This window comes from Enterococcus sp. AZ128 (genome assembly GCF_051714485.1).
In the GTDB taxonomy this organism is placed as follows: domain Bacteria; phylum Bacillota; class Bacilli; order Lactobacillales; family Enterococcaceae; genus Enterococcus_A.
This window is the reverse complement of sequence record NZ_JBIORZ010000003.1, coordinates 272,293-291,890: the sequence shown is the minus strand read 5'-3', so window position 1 is coordinate 291,890 and position 19,598 is coordinate 272,293. Positions and strand designations below refer to the sequence as shown.

Annotated in this window: 18 protein-coding genes; 14 read left to right on the top strand and 4 right to left on the bottom strand. The window is 40.2% G+C overall.

Going from position 1 to position 19,598, the window contains the following annotated elements:
* The first annotated feature begins 312 nt into the window (after positions 1–312).
* The 8 genes from IGI38_RS20200 (at position 313) to IGI38_RS20165 (ending at position 8,204) form a co-directional block, all read left to right on the top strand.
* The gene (locus IGI38_RS20200) at positions 313–2,343 is read left to right on the top strand and encodes a BglG family transcription antiterminator (RefSeq protein WP_438733680.1); all 2,031 of its coding nucleotides are present in this window, start codon (positions 313–315) and stop codon (positions 2,341–2,343) included.
* Entirely contained in the window at positions 2,343–2,624 is a 282-nt protein-coding gene (locus tag IGI38_RS20195; protein ID WP_088934170.1) for a PTS sugar transporter subunit IIB, read from the top strand. Before IGI38_RS20200 ends, IGI38_RS20195 begins: the two co-directional genes overlap by 1 nt.
* Positions 2,625–2,790: 166 nt before the next feature.
* Positions 2,791–4,155 carry a PTS ascorbate transporter subunit IIC gene (locus IGI38_RS20190; RefSeq protein ID WP_438733679.1) on the top strand — a complete coding sequence of 455 codons (1,365 nt, stop codon included), beginning with the start codon at positions 2,791–2,793 and terminating at the stop codon, positions 4,153–4,155.
* 15 nt (positions 4,156–4,170) lie between these two features.
* Positions 4,171–5,013, top strand: coding sequence for a transketolase (locus IGI38_RS20185; RefSeq protein ID WP_438733678.1), 843 nt, complete (start codon positions 4,171–4,173; stop codon positions 5,011–5,013).
* A 1-nt stretch (position 5,014) separates the two neighbouring features.
* Positions 5,015–5,965, top strand: a complete 951-nt coding sequence (locus IGI38_RS20180; protein ID WP_438733677.1) for a transketolase family protein — start codon at positions 5,015–5,017, stop codon at positions 5,963–5,965.
* A gap of 84 nt (positions 5,966–6,049) precedes the next feature.
* The gene (locus IGI38_RS20175; RefSeq protein ID WP_438733676.1) at positions 6,050–6,748 is read left to right on the top strand and encodes an NAD-dependent protein deacylase; all 699 of its coding nucleotides are present in this window, start codon (positions 6,050–6,052) and stop codon (positions 6,746–6,748) included.
* A gap of 93 nt (positions 6,749–6,841) precedes the next feature.
* Positions 6,842–7,684: a chorismate mutase gene (locus IGI38_RS20170; protein WP_438733675.1), complete on the top strand. Its 843-nt coding sequence runs from the start codon at positions 6,842–6,844 to the stop codon at positions 7,682–7,684.
* Positions 7,677–8,204 carry a transcription repressor NadR gene (locus tag IGI38_RS20165; protein WP_438733674.1) on the top strand — a complete coding sequence of 176 codons (528 nt, stop codon included), beginning with the start codon at positions 7,677–7,679 and terminating at the stop codon, positions 8,202–8,204. Before IGI38_RS20170 ends, IGI38_RS20165 begins: the two co-directional genes overlap by 8 nt.
* Positions 8,205–8,220: 16 nt before the next feature.
* Here the strand turns inward: IGI38_RS20165 and def are convergent, their stop codons facing one another.
* On the bottom strand, positions 8,221–8,784 hold the full coding sequence (gene def / locus IGI38_RS20160) for a peptide deformylase (RefSeq protein WP_438733673.1): 564 nt from the start codon (positions 8,782–8,784) through the stop codon (positions 8,221–8,223).
* Between the two features lie 266 nt (positions 8,785–9,050).
* On the opposite strand from def, the gene rpsO reads away from it, so the two are divergent.
* The 4 genes from rpsO to IGI38_RS20140 all read left to right on the top strand — a co-directional run bounded on the left by rpsO (position 9,051) and on the right by IGI38_RS20140 (position 15,044).
* Positions 9,051–9,320 carry a 30S ribosomal protein S15 gene (rpsO, locus tag IGI38_RS20155; protein ID WP_010742732.1) on the top strand — a complete coding sequence of 90 codons (270 nt, stop codon included), beginning with the start codon at positions 9,051–9,053 and terminating at the stop codon, positions 9,318–9,320.
* A 399-nt stretch (positions 9,321–9,719) separates the two neighbouring features.
* Positions 9,720–11,843: a polyribonucleotide nucleotidyltransferase gene (pnp, locus tag IGI38_RS20150; RefSeq protein WP_438733671.1), complete on the top strand. Its 2,124-nt coding sequence runs from the start codon at positions 9,720–9,722 to the stop codon at positions 11,841–11,843.
* A 523-nt stretch (positions 11,844–12,366) separates the two neighbouring features.
* The gene (locus IGI38_RS20145; protein WP_438733669.1) at positions 12,367–14,364 is read left to right on the top strand and encodes a KUP/HAK/KT family potassium transporter; all 1,998 of its coding nucleotides are present in this window, start codon (positions 12,367–12,369) and stop codon (positions 14,362–14,364) included.
* A 146-nt stretch (positions 14,365–14,510) separates the two neighbouring features.
* Complete coding sequence (locus IGI38_RS20140) at positions 14,511–15,044, top strand: hypothetical protein (RefSeq protein ID WP_438733668.1); 534 nt, start codon at positions 14,511–14,513, stop codon at positions 15,042–15,044.
* A gap of 7 nt (positions 15,045–15,051) precedes the next feature.
* On the opposite strand, the gene IGI38_RS20135 is transcribed toward IGI38_RS20140, so the two are convergent.
* The 3 genes from IGI38_RS20135 to IGI38_RS20125 form a co-directional block, all read right to left on the bottom strand.
* Complete coding sequence (locus tag IGI38_RS20135) at positions 15,052–16,419, bottom strand: MATE family efflux transporter (protein ID WP_438733666.1); 1,368 nt, start codon at positions 16,417–16,419, stop codon at positions 15,052–15,054.
* A 117-nt stretch (positions 16,420–16,536) separates the two neighbouring features.
* Entirely contained in the window at positions 16,537–16,860 is a 324-nt protein-coding gene (locus tag IGI38_RS20130; RefSeq protein ID WP_438733665.1) for a DUF960 domain-containing protein, read from the bottom strand.
* A 210-nt stretch (positions 16,861–17,070) separates the two neighbouring features.
* Entirely contained in the window at positions 17,071–17,688 is a 618-nt protein-coding gene (locus IGI38_RS20125) for a 50S ribosomal protein L25/general stress protein Ctc (protein ID WP_438733664.1), read from the bottom strand.
* Positions 17,689–18,175: 487 nt separating this feature from the next.
* Here IGI38_RS20125 and IGI38_RS20120 point away from each other — a divergent pair, with 487 nt between their 5' ends.
* Both IGI38_RS20120 and IGI38_RS20115 read left to right on the top strand, forming a co-directional pair.
* The gene (locus tag IGI38_RS20120) at positions 18,176–18,892 is read left to right on the top strand and encodes a 16S rRNA pseudouridine(516) synthase (protein WP_438733663.1); all 717 of its coding nucleotides are present in this window, start codon (positions 18,176–18,178) and stop codon (positions 18,890–18,892) included.
* An 11-nt stretch (positions 18,893–18,903) separates the two neighbouring features.
* Positions 18,904–19,590 carry a YjjG family noncanonical pyrimidine nucleotidase gene (locus IGI38_RS20115; protein WP_438733662.1) on the top strand — a complete coding sequence of 229 codons (687 nt, stop codon included), beginning with the start codon at positions 18,904–18,906 and terminating at the stop codon, positions 19,588–19,590.
* Positions 19,591–19,598: the final 8 nt, after the last annotated feature.

Below are 19,598 nucleotides of genomic sequence, written 5' to 3'. Positions count from 1 at the left end.
AAATGAAAAAGTCAATGGGAATCATTTGAAACGAACAAAAAACTTGTTTGATTTTTTTAATTTGCATAGATTTATTTGTTTAAATGGACAAAAAATTTTAGTAAATAGTCCTTCTTTAAGAAATTATCAGCTTTCTTCATCTTAATCATTCAGCTGAAAAAAAATGAAAATGATACGATTAAAGATCGCAGCAAACCTATAAAAAAATAGCTTCGGTACAATCGTTTCGATTTTTGAAACGTAAATTGTACTGAAGAATGATCGCCAATAAAACGGTTACACCCTATACTTTAGTCAGGAGGTGAGGAGAAAGTGAATTACAAGATGAGCTATCTCCTATCCAACAATTTTAATTGTTACGTAACATTAAAAGATGCGGCACAACAAACGGGTCTGTCTGTCAATGAGCTCGCGACTCAATTAGCAGAATTACATTTGACCATTGAGCCAAATGTTGACACGGAAGATCAACGCGTGTTCATTCCGGCGATAGCAACGGAACGTTGGACACGAAAACTTGTGAATGAAACACAAGATTATTTTGTTTATTCAGAAGAGCAGCGGCAAGCATTGATTTATTTACTGAGTTACTCCGCTTTTGAGGAATTGTCACTGTTTCATTTTCAGGATTTTTTAGAAATTTCAAAAGGCACTGCAATCGCTGACGTTAAAAAACTTCGAAACTATCTAACAACACAAAAAATTGAACTGCTCTATTCCAGAAAAAACGGTTTCGTTTTAGCAGGAGATGAATTGGAAATCCGCCGGATCGCTCAAAATTTTGTTGCGCTTCTGGTGCAAGATGCGAGTGGGAAATTCGGGTTGTTTTACTGGCTGAATCAACAAGACTTAACGTTGTATGCACGGATTCGTGATGTGATCCAAGAACAGACAAGTGCATTGGGATTGACGATCGTGCCAAGCCGAATTGATGAAGTGAGTTTTCTGATCGGGTTATCCTACAAACGAATTAAGGAAAAGCGTCTGACGGACATGATGGCGTTGGATGTTTTGCAATCGTTGACGGTTTACCAAGCTAGCAAGAATTTCTTCCAGATTCTATTTAATGGAAGCAATCCATGCGAACTGGGCTATATGACGATTGTATTGATGACGATTGTACAAGGCGAAATTCGCGATTTGCAATTGGATTTTCTATTGAACTGTTCCGCCGAAATCATTCATCGGATGGAAAATTATTCAGCGATTCAATTCTCTGACTTTCGCGAATTGCTGATGAACCTGTTTTATCACCTTGTGCCTGCCTATTTTCGCATTCGTTTTGGCTTTTATTTGCCAAATGTTTTGATTGAGAATATTCAAATGGATTATCCGGAAATCTTTGATTTTACGAAACAGGCGCTGTATCCATTGGAAAAGGTTGTGGGACAAAAAATACCGATTGAGGAAGTCGGCTTCTTTTCAATTTTGTTTGGCGGAGCGATCACGAATCAGAAAGCCGAAGCAGCAGAAAAGGAAGTGCGGGCGTTAATCGTTTGTCCCAGCGGTATTAGTTCCTCGTTGATTTTACAGACAGAATTGAAAAAAATGTTTTCGACGATTCGATTCCAAGAAGCCGGTTCAGTCGATCAATTACAGAGTGTTTCTGAAGAGAACTATGATGTGGTTTTCTCGACGATTCCGCTAAACAGTAAAAAGCGTGTCTATTTGGTCAAGCCGTTGATGTCGCCATTAGAAAAAAATCAATTGATCAATCAAGTTCAGGAGGAATTGCTTGTTCCTGGTTTTTCCATGCCAAGTGCGGAAGAAATACTCAAAGCACTGGGCCCCTATGTGGAGTTGAAGAATGGGGTAACGAAGGAAAAACTGTATAAAGTGTTAAATAAAAAAATGAACCGATTAATTGAGCAGAAGGAGGACAATCGTCCAATGCTAACAGAACTTATTACCCCCGAAATGATCCAAATCAGTGATGAAATCACCGATTGGGAAACAGCTATTCGTTTAGCGGCACAGCCGATGGTAGACAGCCAAAAAATCGAGGGTCGCTATTCGGAGGCGATGATTGAAAAAGTGAAACAATACGGACCATTTATCCATATCGGTAAAGGTATCGCTTTGCCTCACGCTCGTCCAGAAGATGGTGTGAAGAAGCTGGGGATGTCATTGTTGAAAGTGGAAAAACCAGTATTACTATTGGACGATGAAAAACATGCCATTCAATTATTTGTTTGCTTGGCCGCCGTGGATAACGAAGCTCATTTAAGAGCGCTGTCCAGTTTAACAAAATTATTATCCAATCGAGAAAATTTAGAAGCGTTATTAGCAGCAGCAACGAAAGAAGAAATCACAGCTATTTTAGCTAGAGGAGAGAATAACTAATGAAATTTGCAGCAGTATGCGGCTCAGGCTTGGGCTCGAGCTTTATGGTAGAGATGAATATCAACAGTGTTTTACAAGAACTAGGAGTAAGCGATGTAGAAGTTGCTCATTACGATATGGGCAGTGCAACGCCAGATCTTGCAGATGTCTTTTTTGTAGGGACAGACTTAGCTGACAGCGCACAGCATTTAGGCGAAGTCGTTATTTTAGACAGTATCATCGATATGGACGAATTGAAGACAAAGGTTCAAGCAGTTTGCGAAGAAAAAGGATTGCTCTAATTAAAAAGCTATCGGTTCTGCTTTTAGCAGCAGGGAGAACAAGTCATTGGACTCTTTGCTGTAAAAGTTGAACTTCCTCAGCGGAATGATATACGTGTTGAGAATAAAGTTTATTATTCATTTTTTTGAAAAATGCTTACTTTAAAACGAAACAGGAGGAATACAAATGAACGGGATTTTAGATATATTAATCGATATCGCGAGTACACCGGCACTATTAGTTGCACTGATCGCCATTTTAGGGAATCTTTTGCAAAAGAAGGACACCGCATCAATTGTTAAGGGCGGGATCAAAACATTTGTCGGCTTCTTAGTGGTGACTGCCGGAGCGGGTGTGGTTGAAGGCTCATTAGCACCTTTTGGCGAGATGTTTCAAGCAGCCTTCAACATGCAGGGAGTCGTCCCTAATAATGAGGCGATCGTTGCGCTGGCCTTAACAAAATATGGAACGTATACAGCACTTATCATGTTAGTCGGAATGGCCTTTAATATTTTGATCGCTCGTTTCACACGCTTCAAATATATCTATTTAACAGGACATGCGACATTATATATGTCTTGTATGATCGGTGTAATCTTGAGTGTAACGAAAATGGGAACAGTACCATTAGTTCTATTTGGCGGATTGGCACTTGGAATCGCCAACACGATCTTTCCGGCGATCGCACAACCGTTTACTAAGCAGATTACCAAAAATAATACTGTTGCTTTGGGCCACACAGGGAACTTTGGCTATGCCTTGAGCGGATTAATTGGAAAGTATGTCGGTAACAAAGAAAAATCAACGGAAGACATTAATTTTCCCAAAGGGCTATCATTCTTACGGGATTCAACAGTAAGTATCACTATCACAATGGCAGCTGTTTATGTGGTGGTCGCATTATTTGCAGGGAATTCTTATGTTTCGACCAATTTAAGTGACGGCACCAATTACATTATTTACTCATTGCAGCAAGCGGGTTCATTTGCGGCTGGAGTATTTGTTATCTTAGCTGGGGTTCGTTTGATTTTGGCGGAAATCGTCCCTGCTTTCAAAGGAATCTCTGAAAAATTAGTCCCGAATTCCGTTCCAGCATTAGACTGTCCAATCGTGTTCCCTTATGCTCCCAACGCTGTATTGATTGGTTTCTTAACCAGTTTTGTCGGCGGAATCGTGAGCTTGGTGATCATGGTCCTGACTGGAACGACAGTTATTATTCCTGGAGTTGTCCCTCATTTCTTCTGCGGCGCAACTGCCGGAGTCTACGGAAATGCAACAGGCGGATTGCGTGGAGCAGTTATTGGTTCCTTCGTTCATGGGGTAATCATCAGCTTTATGCCGATTCTTTTGATGCCAGTTATGGGTGATTTAGGCTTCCAAGGATCAACCTTCTCTGATACGGACTACGGGGTCGTAGGTATCTTCTTAGGAAACTTGGCGAATGCCGGTGGTCAGATCGCGGTTATTTCAGGAATCATCGCCGTTTTAGCAGTACTAATCGGCTTGACTGTAATAGGCAAAAATAAAAAATCAAAAGCAGTCTCAGAATAAGAGGAGTTAACGTGAATGGATAAAGAACGGATAATGGAGTTAGAAGAACTAGCAGCAAAAATTCGAATCAACAGTATCGAAGCAATTCGTAAAGTTGGCGCAGGACATATCGGCGGCTCACTTTCTATCGCAGATTTGCTGGCAGTGCTCTATGGAAAACAGATGATTTATGATCCGAAGAATCCACAATGGGAAAAACGGGATCGATTAGTGCTCTCAAAAGGCCATGCGGGGCCTGCATGGTATAGTGCGTTATCGGCCGTGGGCTTCTTTCCGGAAGAATGGCTTTGGACATTGAATGAAGGCAGGACAAATTTGCCGTCCCATCCAGATCGTAAAAAAACACCTGGTGTTGATGCAACTACAGGTTCCTTGGGGCAAGGAACTTCGCTGGCAGCTGGGATTGCTACTGGATTGAAAATGCAGGGAAATGAGAGCTACGTTTATCTGATTGTCGGAGATGGCGAGTTGAACGAAGGGCAATGCTGGGAAGCATTTCAATACATTGCACATTTCAAATTGAATCACTGTATCGTAATTATTGATGAAAATAAAAAACAGTTAGATGGAACGACACAAGATATTCTAAATCCTTTTGATATCGCTGAAAAAATGCGAGCTTTTGGTTTTGCGACACAAAAAGTGAAAGGGAATGATCTTTCAGCGATCGATCAAGCAATTGAAAACGGTAAAAACATCGAAGATCAAGCGGTTTGTATTGTTTTAGATACAATTAAAGGTCAAGGCGTGAGATTTTTTGAAGAAATGACTGCTAACCATTCAGTGAAATTTGATAGTGAGGCAGTTCAAGAAGCCACAGACAAAGCCCTAGTAGAGTTAGGAAAGGGGCGTGCTTAATATGTTTACTTTGGCAGATAATCGTGAAATTGGAAAAGAATTACGGGCGACAGTCGTTGATGCATTGAAGGACGCGATGGCAGCTGATGAAAAGATCGTTGCGTTGGATGCCGACCTTGGCGGTGCCAGCAAGTGGACAGATCTCGCGAAAGACGCTCCTGATCGTTTTATTAATATAGGAATCGCAGAAGCCAATATGGTAGGAGTGGCAGCCGGCCTCAGTTTGACTGGCTACACACCATTCATTCACACCTTTGGACCATTTGCGACTCGACGTGTACTAGATCAAATCTATCTTTCTGGAGCTTATGGAGATAATACGATCAATATTTATGGTTCAGATCCTGGTTTTGCTGCAGGGCATAATGGCGGGACTCATACGACATGGGAGGATATCGCGCTATTACGGTCGATCCCAGAAGTAGTGATCTGCGATGCCGCTGATGAGGTACAGATGGATTGGATCATTAAAGAATTTGCGAAATTAAAAGGAGTCCACTATGTTCGAGGAACTCGAAAAGGAGTAAAAAATATTTATGCTTCGGATTCAACCTTTGAACTGGGTAAAGGAAATCTATTACGTACAGGTCAAGAGTATATGATCGTCGCTACTGGTCAGCTGGTATCTGAGGCATTAGAAGTTGCAGAAAGGCTGGAAGCAAGAGGCGTTTCAGTCGATGTGATAGATATGTTTACTATAAAACCTTTAGATAAAGAATTACTGCTGGAACGTCTTATCGGAAAGAAGGCCGTTATAACGATTGAAAATCATTCCATTACTGGTGGTTTAGGAAGTGCCGTTGCTGAAGTTTTGGCGGATAATGGATTAGCAGTACCATTGACGCGTATCGGTGTTGATGAACGCTTTGGTCAAGTAGGTACCCCAGACTTCCTGCAAGAAGAATTCGGATTAACGACTAAACAAATTTTGGAACAAATAAAAAGTTTATAAAGAGAACTCCCTCAGTTTAAAACTGGGGGAACTCTTTTTATTTTACGCGTCATTTATACTATACTGATTGTTGAGGTGACAGAAATGGAAATCACAGTCGATCAAGCAGTAAAAATGCTGCAGCAAAGTAAAAAAATTACCTTTCTGACGGGAGCTGGTGTTTCCACTCCTTCAGGGGTGCCGGATTATCGTTCATTGCAGGGTGTCTATCACGGTCTCGAAGCACCTGAATACCTATTGAGCAGCGAATGTTTGATTCGAGAACCAGAAAAATTTTATCAGTTTGTCAAACACTTATACCACGAGGAAGCGCGCCCGAACATTATTCATCAAGCAATCGCACAACTGGAAAATACAAAAGATATCTGGGTGATTTCGCAAAATATTGATGGTTTGCATGCGGCGGCGGGAAGTCGGCAGTTGGTGAGCTTTCATGGTTCCCTTTATGACTGTTATTGTCGAAAGTGTCAGCAATCTGTACCGTGGACAGAGTATTTGCAAAGCGATCACCACAAAGAATGTGGCGGACAAATTCGGCCAGGCATTGTTTTGTATGGCGAAGGTTTTGAAGAGACGGTTATCCAACAGGCGATTAAAGCAGTCGCAAATGCAGAACTTGTAGTGATTGTCGGAACGAGCTTCCAAGTTCATCCATTTTGTGATTTAATTTATGAAAAACCCAGAGATGCAAAAGTATTGGTTATCAATCAAACACCGATCTATTTAACGGGTGAATACAATTTTGTGCAAGCGAATGGGACTGAAGTCTTTGGAAAGGTGTAAGTCTGTTGGTTTTGCGAATTTCAAAGGACCAATTATTGAAATAATTGTATGAAAATCAATAGATTTATTTAATGTGAATTAGGAGGGGAATTTGTGGAGTTGACTGAAAAGGAAAAGATGATTGCCGGAAAATTGTATTTTGCTGGAGATCCGGAATTGTCAGCGGATCGAAAAGACGCGCGCGTGAAATTACGGGCAATCAATCAAGAAACAAATAAGAAAAAACGTGAAGCCTTTGTAAAGGATGCGTTTGGCGGGACTAAAAATCGGGTATATGTGGAGCCGACAATTTCCTTTGATTATGGCTACAACATTTTTGTAGGAGAGAATTTCTATTGCAATTTCCACAATGTCTTTTTGGATATTTGCCCGATCACCATCGGAGACAATTGCTTGTTTGGTCCGAATGTTCAATTATACACAGCAAGCCATCCGTTAGAACCAGGAAAACGCAATAGCGGACAAGAGTTTGGCAAGCCGATCACCATTGGTAATAATGTCTGGATCGGCGGGGCGTCGGTAGTGATACCAGGAGTAACATTAGGCGACAATGTCGTTGTTGCCGCTGGAGCGGTCGTGACGAAATCATTTCCTGATAATGTTGTGGTAGGCGGAAACCCTGCAAGGATCATTAAAACGATCGAAGAAGAAAGTGAAAAAGACAAACTTACTCAGGCTCGAGAAAAGATCGATCAAATTGATCAAGAGCTTGTCGGACTATTAGAAAGACGAATGTCAGCAGTCAGTGAAGTGACCGCGTATAAAGCGCAAACGAAGAAAGCTGTTTTGGACAGCAGTCGTGAAGAAAAAGTTTTGGAAAATGCCGCGAACTTGGTGAAAGATGAAAATTACCGTGAGACGATTGTTGAGACATTCAAGGATATTATGAAACAATCACGAAATTACCAAGAGGGGCGGTTGAAGCAGCATGATTGATGGCGATGGACGCAAAGCCGAGATTTTAGAAGCCTTGCAGCAGGCGGAAAAACCCATCAGTGCAACAAGTTTTGCTAAAAAATTTGGTGTGAGCCGTCAGATCGTAGTTGGCGATGTCGCGTTATTGCGAGCAGCGGGAGAGAATATCATCGCAACTGCACGCGGATATTTGCTAGAACGAGAATCAGAAAAACTAATCAGCAAGATCGCAGTACAGCATACACCTGATCAGACAGAAGAAGAATTGCATACGATTGTTGAGCATGGCGGAGAAGTGATCGATGTTATAGTAGAACATCCGTTGTATGGAGAATTAGTCGGAGGGTTACATCTTACGACGCAACAAGATGTGGATAATTTTATTAAAGAAGCAAACGGACAACAAGTGACTCTTTTATCTGAATTGACAGAGGGAATTCATCTGCACACGATCGCATATGGAACATTGGATGATCTGGCAAAAATCAAAGAGGCACTTTCACAAAAAGGGATCTTATATGAAGAAAAACACCATTCGTAGTGAATGGTGTTTCTGTTTATTCGATGACCAATACGCCGTCTTTCAAGTGTAGCGGGTTCTTTTCATCAATATGATCGTAAAACATGATGCCGTTAATATGATCGATCTCATGCTGTACAACAATGGCGTTATAATTCTTCAATCGAATCTTATGCTTTTCGCCTTCCGCATCGAAATAAGAAACTGTGATGCGAGCAGCACGAACCACATAGCCCGGCACTTCGCGATCAACTGACAAACAGCCTTCGCCTTCACCTAAACAGGCTTCTTGAACCGAGTGGCTTAAAATTTTCGGATTATACATTACAGTGCTGATCCCATTCTCTGGTTTTTCTGGATCGACACTAGGTACGTGGACCGCAATGATCCGTTTCGAGATATCTAATTGGGGAGCTGCTAAGCCGACACCGCCCCGTAGCTTTAATTCTTCTGCCTTCACAGGGTCTTGACTGTTTTTAAGAAATTGCAACATTTCTTTTCCAAGCTCCACATCTTCAGCAGTTGGAGGAATCGGGACTTCTTTGGCAACAGCCCGCAAGGTCGGATGGCCTTCCCGAATAATATCATCCATTGTGATCATTAAAAAATCTCCTCTCAAGACTGTATTTCATCACGTTAGTTTAACACAAAAAGTAAGTAAGGTAAAAAGACTGTTTTCACCCAAGCCATTCTTTAAAAAAATTGTAATGATTCTAAAAGTCGCTCTTAAATTGCTATACAGCTTGATTTTTTAGAACAAATAAAGTAAAGTGTTAGAGTGTGCACAGCACACCGCCTATCACTTGGTTGAGCGATTCACCAACGCTTTACTCAGTCGTAGGAAGAAAAAAGGAAGAGGTGAAAACCATGGCATTATCAAAAGAACGTAAAAACGAAATCATCAATGACTTTGCTCGCCATGAAGGAGATACTGGTTCTCCAGAAGTACAAATTGCTGTATTAACGGAAGAAATCAATCAACTAAATGAGCATGCACGTGTCCACAAAAAAGACCACCATTCATATCGCGGTCTAATGAAAAAAGTTGGTCATCGTCGTAACTTACTAGCTTACTTACGTAAGAATGAAGTACAACGTTACCGTGAATTAATCCAACGTCTAGGACTACGTCGTTAATTCGTACTACTATGAAAGTGAGGTTCCTAGGAATCTCACTTTTTTTGACAGTTAGGCTTTTCGGAGTAGTGAAAGTTTGAGTTCAAGAAATAGGTTTTATGCATTGTATTGAACAGGCAGTTTAGCCTAATGTTATGCGTACGAAAATCAACTGAATTTTTACGTTAGAAAAATTCATACAGGAGCAATGAGCTAGCAGCTCTAGTTGAGCTTACTCTAGTTCGCAAGGTTCGACTGTAATGAATTTAGCTGAGAAAATTCTGAGGCTAACTCAGTAAAAAATAAAAAACCTTTGATTGGCGTGTTGTTCACTCTACTAACCAAATGCAAGAAGCGAAGAACTTCGCTGTTTCCATTTGTTTAGTAGCGTCGCACTGGTCAAAGGGAAAAGGAGAAGTTATGTCAGAAAAACAAGTTTTTAAAACCACTTGGGGCGGGCGCCCTTTGCAAGTTGAAATCGGTCAACTTGCTAAACAAGCCAATGGCGCAGTTTTAGTTCGTTATGGGGATACAGTTGTATTAAGTGCAGCGGTTGCCTCTAAAGAAGCGAAGGATTTCGACTTTTTCCCGCTAACTATCAACTATGAAGAAAAAATGTATGCGGTAGGTAAAATACCTGGTGGATTTATCAAACGGGAAGGACGTCCAAGTACAGATGCCACCTTAACGGCTCGTTTGATCGACCGTCCGATTCGCCCGATGTTTGCTGATGGCTTCCGTAATGAAGTCCAAGTAACGAACTTCGTGATGAGTGTGGAACAAGATTGCTCACCAGCTATGGCAGCGATGTTTGGTTCTTCATTAGCATTAGCTATTTCAGATATTCCGTTTGACGGACCAATCGCAGGAGTCGATGTGGGTCGTGTAAATGGTGAATATGTATTGAATCCAACGGTTGAGCAACATGCAGAATCAGATATTGATTTGACTGTTGCTGGAACTAGTCAAGCGATCAATATGGTAGAATCTGGTGCTAAAGAAGTCTCTGAAGAAGATATGCTAGGCGCGTTACTATTCGGTTTTGACGCAATCAAAGAAATGGTTGCTTTCCAAGCGGAGATCGTAGCTGCAGTCGGCAAAGAAAAAATGGAAGTTTCTCTATTGCAGGTTGATCCTGAATTGAAAAAAGAAATTTTCGACGGCTATTATCAAACAATGAAAACAGCCGTGATGACTATGGATAAATTGGCACGTGAAGACGAGATCGAAAAAGTCAAAGAAACCGTCAAAGAAGTCTATGCTGAAAAATTTTCGGATCATGAAGAAGAAGCGCAATTAACTAAAGAAGTGAAACAAATCGCGGAAGATCTTGAAAAAGATGTGGTTCGGGAATTGATTACGATCGACAAGATTCGTCCTGATGGTCGTAAATTAGATGAAATTCGTCCATTGGATGCTGAAACGGGTATTTTGCCACGTGTTCATGGTTCAGGTCTATTCACACGTGGACAAACACAAGCATTATCTGCTTGTACTTTGGCACCATTAGGTGAGCACCAAATTATTGATGGATTAGGAACGGTTGAAAGCAAACGTTTCATCCATCATTACAACTTCCCGCAATTCTCTGTTGGTTCGACTGGACGTGCGGGTTCACCTGGTCGTCGTGAAATTGGTCATGGAGCATTAGGTGAGCGTGCCTTAGCTCAAATTATTCCAAGTGAAGAGGATTTCCCTTACACAATCCGTCTAGTAGCGGAAGTATTGGAATCGAACGGTTCTTCTTCTCAAGCAAGTATCTGTGCTGGTACTTTGGCATTGATGGATGCTGGTGTTCCAATTAAAGCGCCAGTTGCCGGAATCGCAATGGGATTAGTTTCTGATGGCGAAAACTATACGATCTTAACAGATATCCAAGGTCTAGAAGACCACCTTGGCGACATGGACTTTAAGGTTGCCGGAACAAAGGATGGAATCACTGCTTTACAAATGGATATCAAGATCCAAGGAATCACTGAACAAATTCTTTCTGAAGCCTTGGTTCAAGCGAAACAAGCACGGATGGAAATTTTAGAAGTCTTAACAGACACGATTGCTGCACCACGTGAAGAATTAAGCCCATATGCACCGAAGATTGAAATGATCCAAATCGATCCAGATAAGATCAAGACAGTTATCGGTAAAGGCGGCGATACGATCAATGGAATCATTGACGAAACTGGCGTGAAGATCGACATCGATCAAGATGGGAATGTCAGCATTGCTTCTTCTGATGCAGACATGATTAAGAAAGCAATCAAGATTATTGAAGAACTAACTAAAGAAGTTAAAGTTGGCGAAGTTTACTTAGGTAAAGTTGTTCGGATCGAAAAATTCGGTGCCTTCGTGAACTTGATCAAAGGCAAAGATGCGCTGGTTCATATTTCTCAACTTGCGAACGAACGTGTAAACAAAGTTGAAGATGTTGTAAAACTAGGCGATGAAGTGCTCGTTAAAGTTACAGAGATCGATCGTCAAGGTCGTGTGAATGCTTCTCGTAAAGCCTTATTGAAAGAAGAAGAAAGTAAAAAAGAAGAAAAATAATCAGTGTTTGATGATATTCTTTGACATTTCTTTCTAAAACCTTGATAATACGAATAAGTTTTAGGGGAGTAGCGACATAGAGACGTCTCTATGCTTTTAGATCAACAACTAGTGCTTAGCGCTGGTCTAAGAGGTAATTTGCAAGACCTAAACAATAGTGGAAGCTGTTGTTTAGGTCTTTTTTGCTAGTTCAGCTTTTCGCAGTTATTTAAAGTATAAGGACTATTCAGAGATTTTAACTAAACTTTAGTATAAGAAGTATAACTGAATAGTATGCGTGATGAGAATCAAAACAACTTCTTTCATTATTGAAAAAAGTTATTACATTGAAACGAATTAGCTGCGAGTTGTAATCCAAGTTTCAATAGATTTAGTGGAACCGTATGCGTACGAAAATGAAGTCCTCTACATTTACATTGAGCTAGCTATCAATTTGCTTAGTAGTTTCTAGAACACCTTAAAACTAAGCTTATCTAAAAATGAATGCTGATACAGTGGATAACTGTATATAGGAGAGTGTGAAATGGAAAAGAAGAAAGATCATATCAAAAAGCTTTCGGCAGCAGGATTACTGATCGCGATGGGGGTTGTTTACGGTGATATTGGAACAAGTCCATTGTATGTAATGAAAGCTATTTTGGAAGAAAACGGCGGATTAAGCACGGTCACGAAAGATTTTGTTCTCGGAGCAGTCTCGCTGGTTTTTTGGACCGTGATGCTTTTAACAACGGTCAAGTATGTGCTGATTGCTTTGAAGGCGGACAACCATGGTGAGGGAGGAATTTTCTCCTTGTATACCTTAGTTAGAAAAGGTGGAAAATATCTAATTGTGCCAGCAATGATTGGTGGTGCCGCATTGTTAGCTGACGGGGTGTTGACGCCGGCAGTGACAGTTACGACAGCGATCGAAGGATTAAGAGGGATTCCGGATTTTTATCAAAAATTCGGGAACAACCAGAATGTCATCGTGATCATTACTTTAGTGATTCTGCTCTTTCTGTTTTTAATTCAGCGATTTGGAACCGACTTTGTCGGAAAAGCTTTTGGACCAATCATGTTTCTATGGTTCACTTTTTTAGGATTAATGGGTTTACTGAACATACCTTATGATTTTAGTGTGATTAAAGCATTGAATCCTTATTATGCGGTCCACTTATTATTTAATCCTGATAATAAAATGGGCATTTTCATTTTAGGAAGTATTTTCTTGGCGACAACAGGGGCGGAAGCTTTGTACTCTGACATGGGGCATGTGGGTAAGAAAAACATTCATATTAGCTGGCCTTACGTGTTGCTTTGTTTAATGTTGAATTATGCCGGACAGGCTGCATGGATTTTACATGTTAAAGGAAACACTTCGATCGAAGCGATTGAAAATTTGAATCCTTTTTTCCAAATATTACCGGATGGCTGGATGGTTTTTGGTGTCGTCTTTGCGACGATCGCTGCGGTTATTGCTTCGCAAGCATTAATTTCAGGATCGTTCACATTGGTTTCTGAAGCGATTAAATTAAAATTACTGCCAAGAATGCGTATTATTTATCCTGGTAAAAGCATTGGACAAATGTATATTCCGGCAATCAATCTAATTTTGTGGGCAGCTTGTTCGTTGATCGTTCTGACTTTCCGCACATCTAGTCATATGGAAGCGGCGTATGGTTTGTCGATCACTGTTACCATGTTGATGACAACTTTCTTGTTGTATCATTATTTACTTCAGAAGGGAACCTCCCGCTTTTTAGCGACGTTGATGTTAGTTTTCTTTGGTATGTTAGAAGGGTTTTTCTTTATTTCGAGTGTTACCAAGTTTTTCCATGGCGGTTTTGTGGCGGTGGCGATGGCGCTGATGATATTGAGTGTGATGTATATCTGGTATCGCAGTAATCGTGTCCAAGAAAATACAAGTCAAGATGTGAATTTCAAGGATTATCTCCCGCAACTACAAGAATTACACGAAGACGATAAGATTCCCTATTATCAGACGAATGTTGTTTTTCTAGTTCCGCGTTTAGAGGGGGATACGATTCCGCAACAATTTATCTATTCGATTTTGGATAAACGATTGAAGCGGGCAAAAGTATATTGGTTCGTAAATGTAGAAGTAACAGATGAACCTTATACAGAAGAATACAGTATTGATATGATGGGAGCAAACTTTATTGTGAAGGTAAAACTTTATCTAGGTTTTCGCATTTCTCAAGACGTCAATGTTTATTTGCGCCAAATTATTCATGATTTGATGAAGCAAGGGCGTTTGCCAAAACAGCCGCAACATTATTCATTGACTCCAGGACGCCAAGTCGGAGATTTTCGCTTTGTGATGATTCAAGAGGTGTTGTCGAATATGACGAAGCTGGATAAATGGGATCGTCAAGTGATGCAAGCAAGACTTGCCATCAAGCACCATACAGTTACTCCAGAACGTTGGTTTGGAATCGAGTATAGTGAAATCACCTATGAGACAGTTCCGCTAATCGTGGGTGAAACGAGAAAAACGTGGCTTAAAGAACGTAAAATATAATTTCAGTTCTTGTTTTTACAAACTTCCATTCAAAAATTTTATACAGATGAAGAACTTTTGGCTCGAATAAATGCCAAAAGTTCTTTTCTTTTTATTTGAAATAAGTTAAATTAAGATTAAAAAAGAGTGAAGGTGAGGGTTGCAAGATGGAAATGACGATTTCGGGATTGCGAGAAAAACTATGTGAGGCAGATGATGGTCAATTAAGGGCGTTGATTTGTGAGCTGTACAAACATTCGGAGGTTGCCCAACAGATTGTTGATTCGCGTTTTTTAGGCGATGATTATGGGATGCGAGTCGCGAAAAAGACCAATCAAAAATTGGAACAAGCTTTTTTTCCCCACGGAAAGATCGACCGCTCTTTGGTACAAGCGAAAGAATTATTGCGTAAATTTCGCAAAAGTTGTCAAAATCAACGGGCATTAATTGATGTAGAATTATATTTCGTTGAATGCGGATTGGATTTTGTAGGTGTTTTTGGCGAGTCTGATGAAGAAATTAGAGAACTGTTGATTACAAACTATGCTTCAGCGGTGGCGCGTATCATGGAGGATGATTCGCAAATTTATTTCCATATCTATTTCGCAAGATGCAACCAAATCATCGACGTCGCAAAAGAATTCACGACAGAATTTTCCCAGGATATGTTAGATGTATATTACCAACTAGCAAAAGAGTGAGGCTAAATTAAGCCTCACTCTTTATTTGTAGCTGTGATTGTTGTTCCTGATCCTTTTTTTTCAAATACCGCATTGCTTTGAAATACGAAGTCAGCAGGACAGCGGTTGATCCGATCCAAGCCAATGGTGATGCAAAAGCGGCCCCGATAAAACCAAAAGCATGTGTCAAAATAATGGCGGCGAATGAACGCATGACTAATTCCATAATCCCGGCGATTGTCGGGATTTTTGCTTGTCCTAACCCTTGCAAGGTATAACGCAAAATGAATAAAATTGCTAAGATCCAATACAAGGAACCATTGATGTTGAAGTAGATTTGTGCCAGTTCAAAAACGCGTGTTTCACTGCGGCTTACGAAGAGAGCGACGAAATACTGGCCGCATGTGATGACTAGAATTCCTGCGAAGATACTGAAAGCTCCGCTCATCAGTAGACACTGTTTTACACCCTGCAAAATTCGGCCGTATTCCTTCGCGCCTAGGTTTTGAGCAGTAAAGGTCGCCATGGTGATACCGAAAGACATCATTGGTAAAATAGCGAGTTGATCAATACGGTTCGCAGTAGTTTGTGCTGCTACGACATCCGTTCCTAATGTATTTAGCGCGGATTGTAAAATTACGGCACCGATTGCAATAATCGATGATTGGAACCCCATTGGCAGAGCGGCATTCAAGTGGATACGAAAATCTGCTTTATCAAAAGAAAAGTGCTTACGGCTAATCTGTAGCAAGGGAATCTTTCTTCGAATGAACCAGATGCACATTAAACTAGCAGCGATTTGGGCAATCACGGTCGCAAAACCAGCTCCTGCAACGCCCATATGGAAATAAATAATAAAAACTAAATCCAGAACAACATTGATTACGACCGCAAAAGCCAAGAAGAGCGGTGTGCGGCTATCACCTAAGGCCCGAACCATGTTGGATAATAAATTAAAGCTCATTGAAGCAAAAATTCCGCCCAGTATTACTGAAATGAATTCTTGTGCTTGATTCAATAGTTCTGGCGGTGTTTGCATCAAAAGTAGCAATGGCCGCAAGAATATCAGGCTTAGTGCAGTTAAGACGATCGTTACACCCAGACTGATAATGATCGAGGTCGCAAAGCTTTTTCGAACACCTTGCGCATCTTGAGCGCCAAATCGTTGTGCAGTAATAATAGATAACCCTGCAGTTAAACCTTGTGCAAACCCAATAATCAAAAAGCTTACACTACTGGTAGCGCCCACTGCAGCTAATGCGTCTTTTCCTAATGTTTGCCCCACGACTACCATATCGACCATGCTATAAAATTGCTGAAAAACATTTCCTACAAACAAAGGCAAGGCAAATAGGATAATCAACTTTGCCGGATTCCCATGAGTTAACTCTTTCATCTTTTTCCCGCTTTCTAATAAAATTTTCTGATTGATAGTAACACAATAATTTCTGAAAGCAAGAGTATCGCGTAAAAAAGTTAAAAAAAGACAACCCTTAAGAGGTTGTCTCGTAAATTAACGTTGGCGAATCTCATTTGGTAGTAGAATCGTTTGACGGTTTCCATCATCATAGGCATAGACTTCTTGTGGGAAATCATAAGAAAAACCAAACGGTAAATCAATGCCCATTTCAACTTCACTGCCTTCTTGTGAGAAATGCATCGTAACGCGCCCATCATTGTTGATCAAATCAAAACTCAGGATATTGTCTAATGGGATCAAGCCCTTTAAATCTAAGTCAATGATATACCAGATACTATCAATCAGCTCGCCAGGCAAGCTGGATACCACACCGACAGAGGCATAACGACTTTTTTTCGAATCAAATGTTTCAACCATAGATTTTTCCTCCTTTAGTTGGAATCACTTACTTAAAGTACAAATTAGCTTTGTAGTGCCTTATTGTAAATCTTTTTACTTAAAAAGACCACTTATTGTACTTGGTATATAAGAAAAACTAAAAAATGGAAAGAAAAGCTAACGTGTGACTCTTTCAGATAAATAAAAATGAGACATACCGAAGGAACTCCGGTATGTCTCACTAAAGAATTATTCTTCGGTTGATTCGCCGATGACTTCTGGTTCAGCACCTTCAGAAACTTCGCTTTCTTCAGGAAGTTCTTGTGCTTCTTGAATAGCAGCGATTTGTTCTTCAGCATCTGTAACGATTGTGTAGTCAGCATTTTTAGGCAGATCACCAATTGAAAGTGATTGGCCGATTTCTAATTCAGAGATATATACATCGATACCTTCTGGTAATTTTTCTGGTGTTGCAGAAACAGTTACTGTATAAAGTGTTTGAGTTAACACACCGCCAGCTTTCACACCAACAGACTCACCAACTAAGTTGATTTCTGTTTCAGCTTCGGTTTCTTCTGACAAGTTTACAGATACTAATTCTACGTGAGTTAAGTGATGAGTAAAGGTGTCCATTTGTGAATCGCGCAATAATGTATTCACTTTTTTTCCGCCGATTTCGATAGCAAAAACAGTGTTTGCACCATTTTCACGTAACAATTTCGAAAATTCACGTTCGTCGAATGAGATTGGTGTACTTTCAATCTTATACCCATTAACGATTGCTGGGATTTTTCCTTCGTGACGTAGCTGGTTGCGAATGGAACGGGGACGAGTTGCTCTTTCTTCTACTTTTAATGATACTGCCATAACCAAATTCCTCCTTAAAATGTGACTGTCTGTGGTTAAGCAGACAGATTTTATTTAAGTGACGGGTTATTCTCAGCACAATGGCTTTGCGAAAAAACGCAAAAAGACAGTTATTTACACAACTGTCCAAAAAAGTCTAAGTTCAACTTTCTCTACCAGGTCATAACGCTGTGTATGAGAAACCTTTGACACCGAAGCGTCGATTCACTTAATCATACGAATCTCTGACTCGTATAATTAAATTCTAGGGCTCATCTAATCAAAATGCAAGTATAAACTCTTTTCTGCTTTTAAAGAGGAAGACGGTTAATCACCAGAAATGCTTCAGGTTAGAGGTGTTTACAGTGGTTAAGTATTTATTAAATAGTTTTTTAGCGAATAGTAATTTGATAATTAAAATAGACAGCATAAGAAGGCTAAGCCGAAGGGTTTTGTCTTTTTTTAAAATTCGGTATAATGAGTCCGATAGATTTAAAGGAGCCTCAAGATGCGGTTAGACAAAGTAATTGAACAAAATTTACGGACTACACGAAAAGAAATGAAGCGTTTGTTTCTTATGAAAAAAGTTCGGATTGACGATATAGTCGAAATGAACCAGCAGCGTAATGTTGATAGTAACCTGCACAATATTCAAGTAGATGGACAGATAGTACAAACCAATCATGTATACTATTTATTAAATAAGCCTGCAGGAGTTGTAACGGCTAAAAAAGATTTGAAGTTTAAAACGGCGACGGAGCTTGTAGCTGAGGCTGAACGGCCTGCTGAATTATATCCAGTTGGTCGTTTAGATCGTGATACGACAGGGTTATTACTTTTGACTGACAATGGACAATTGGGTTATGATCTTTTGCAGCCACGAGCTGAAGTGTCAAAGAAATACTATGCAGTAGTCAATGAAGCAGTAACAATGGATGACGTGGCAGCTTTTAAAGAAGGCATTACTTTTCATGGCGGAGTACGTTGCCAATCAGCGCAGCTGGAAATTCTAAGCTCTGAAGCAGAGAATTCGGAAGTTTTATTGACAATTAAAGAGGGAAAGTTTCATCAAGTCAAAAAAATGTTTTTGGCTTGCGGTAAAAAGGTAACAAAGTTAACCCGTCTTACAATGGGGCCGTTAGTGTTACCAGAAGATTTAACAGCAGGAGCCTATCGCTCACTGACTATTACTGAACTCCAACAATTAAAAAAATATTTTAGATAGAAGGTTTGAAAATGGGATACGAAACAGTTTTATTTGATATTGATGATACTTTACTGGATTTTAAAGCAGCAGAAGAACAAGCTCTGAGCTGGTTGTTTCAAGATATGGGAGTAGAACCCTCCTTGGAAGTAAAAAACCATTATAAAAAAATGAATCAAGGGTTTTGGCGCGATCATGAAGCAGGATTGCTGTCGCGCCAAGAACTGTTAAATAATCGCTTTCGGTTGTTTTTTGAAGAATATGAGCGAGAAGTTGATGGGCCAGAAACAGAAGCACGCTATCGTCATTATTTGAATCAGGGGCATCAGTTGATCTCACATAGTTTAGAGGTAGTAGAAAATCTAAGTCAAAAAAAAGAACTTTATGTGGTTACTAACGGAGTTTCCGCAACGCAGCATCAACGTCTGACGAAATCGGGGTTGGCTCCTTATTTCAAAAAATTCTTTATTTCTGAAGAAATGGGTGTTCACAAACCGATGAAAGAATTCTTTGATATTGTCTTCGCAGAGATTCCGCGTTTGGACAAAGAAAAGACCGTGATCATCGGTGATTCTTTGACTTCGGATATCAAGGGAGGCCAAATTGCCGGCATCGATACAATCTGGATGAATCCGCAAGAAAAGGAATCAAAGGAAATCAAACCAACATTTCAGATCAAAGAATTAACCGACCTCTATCAGATTTTAGAAGAATTTTAAGTTTTTGA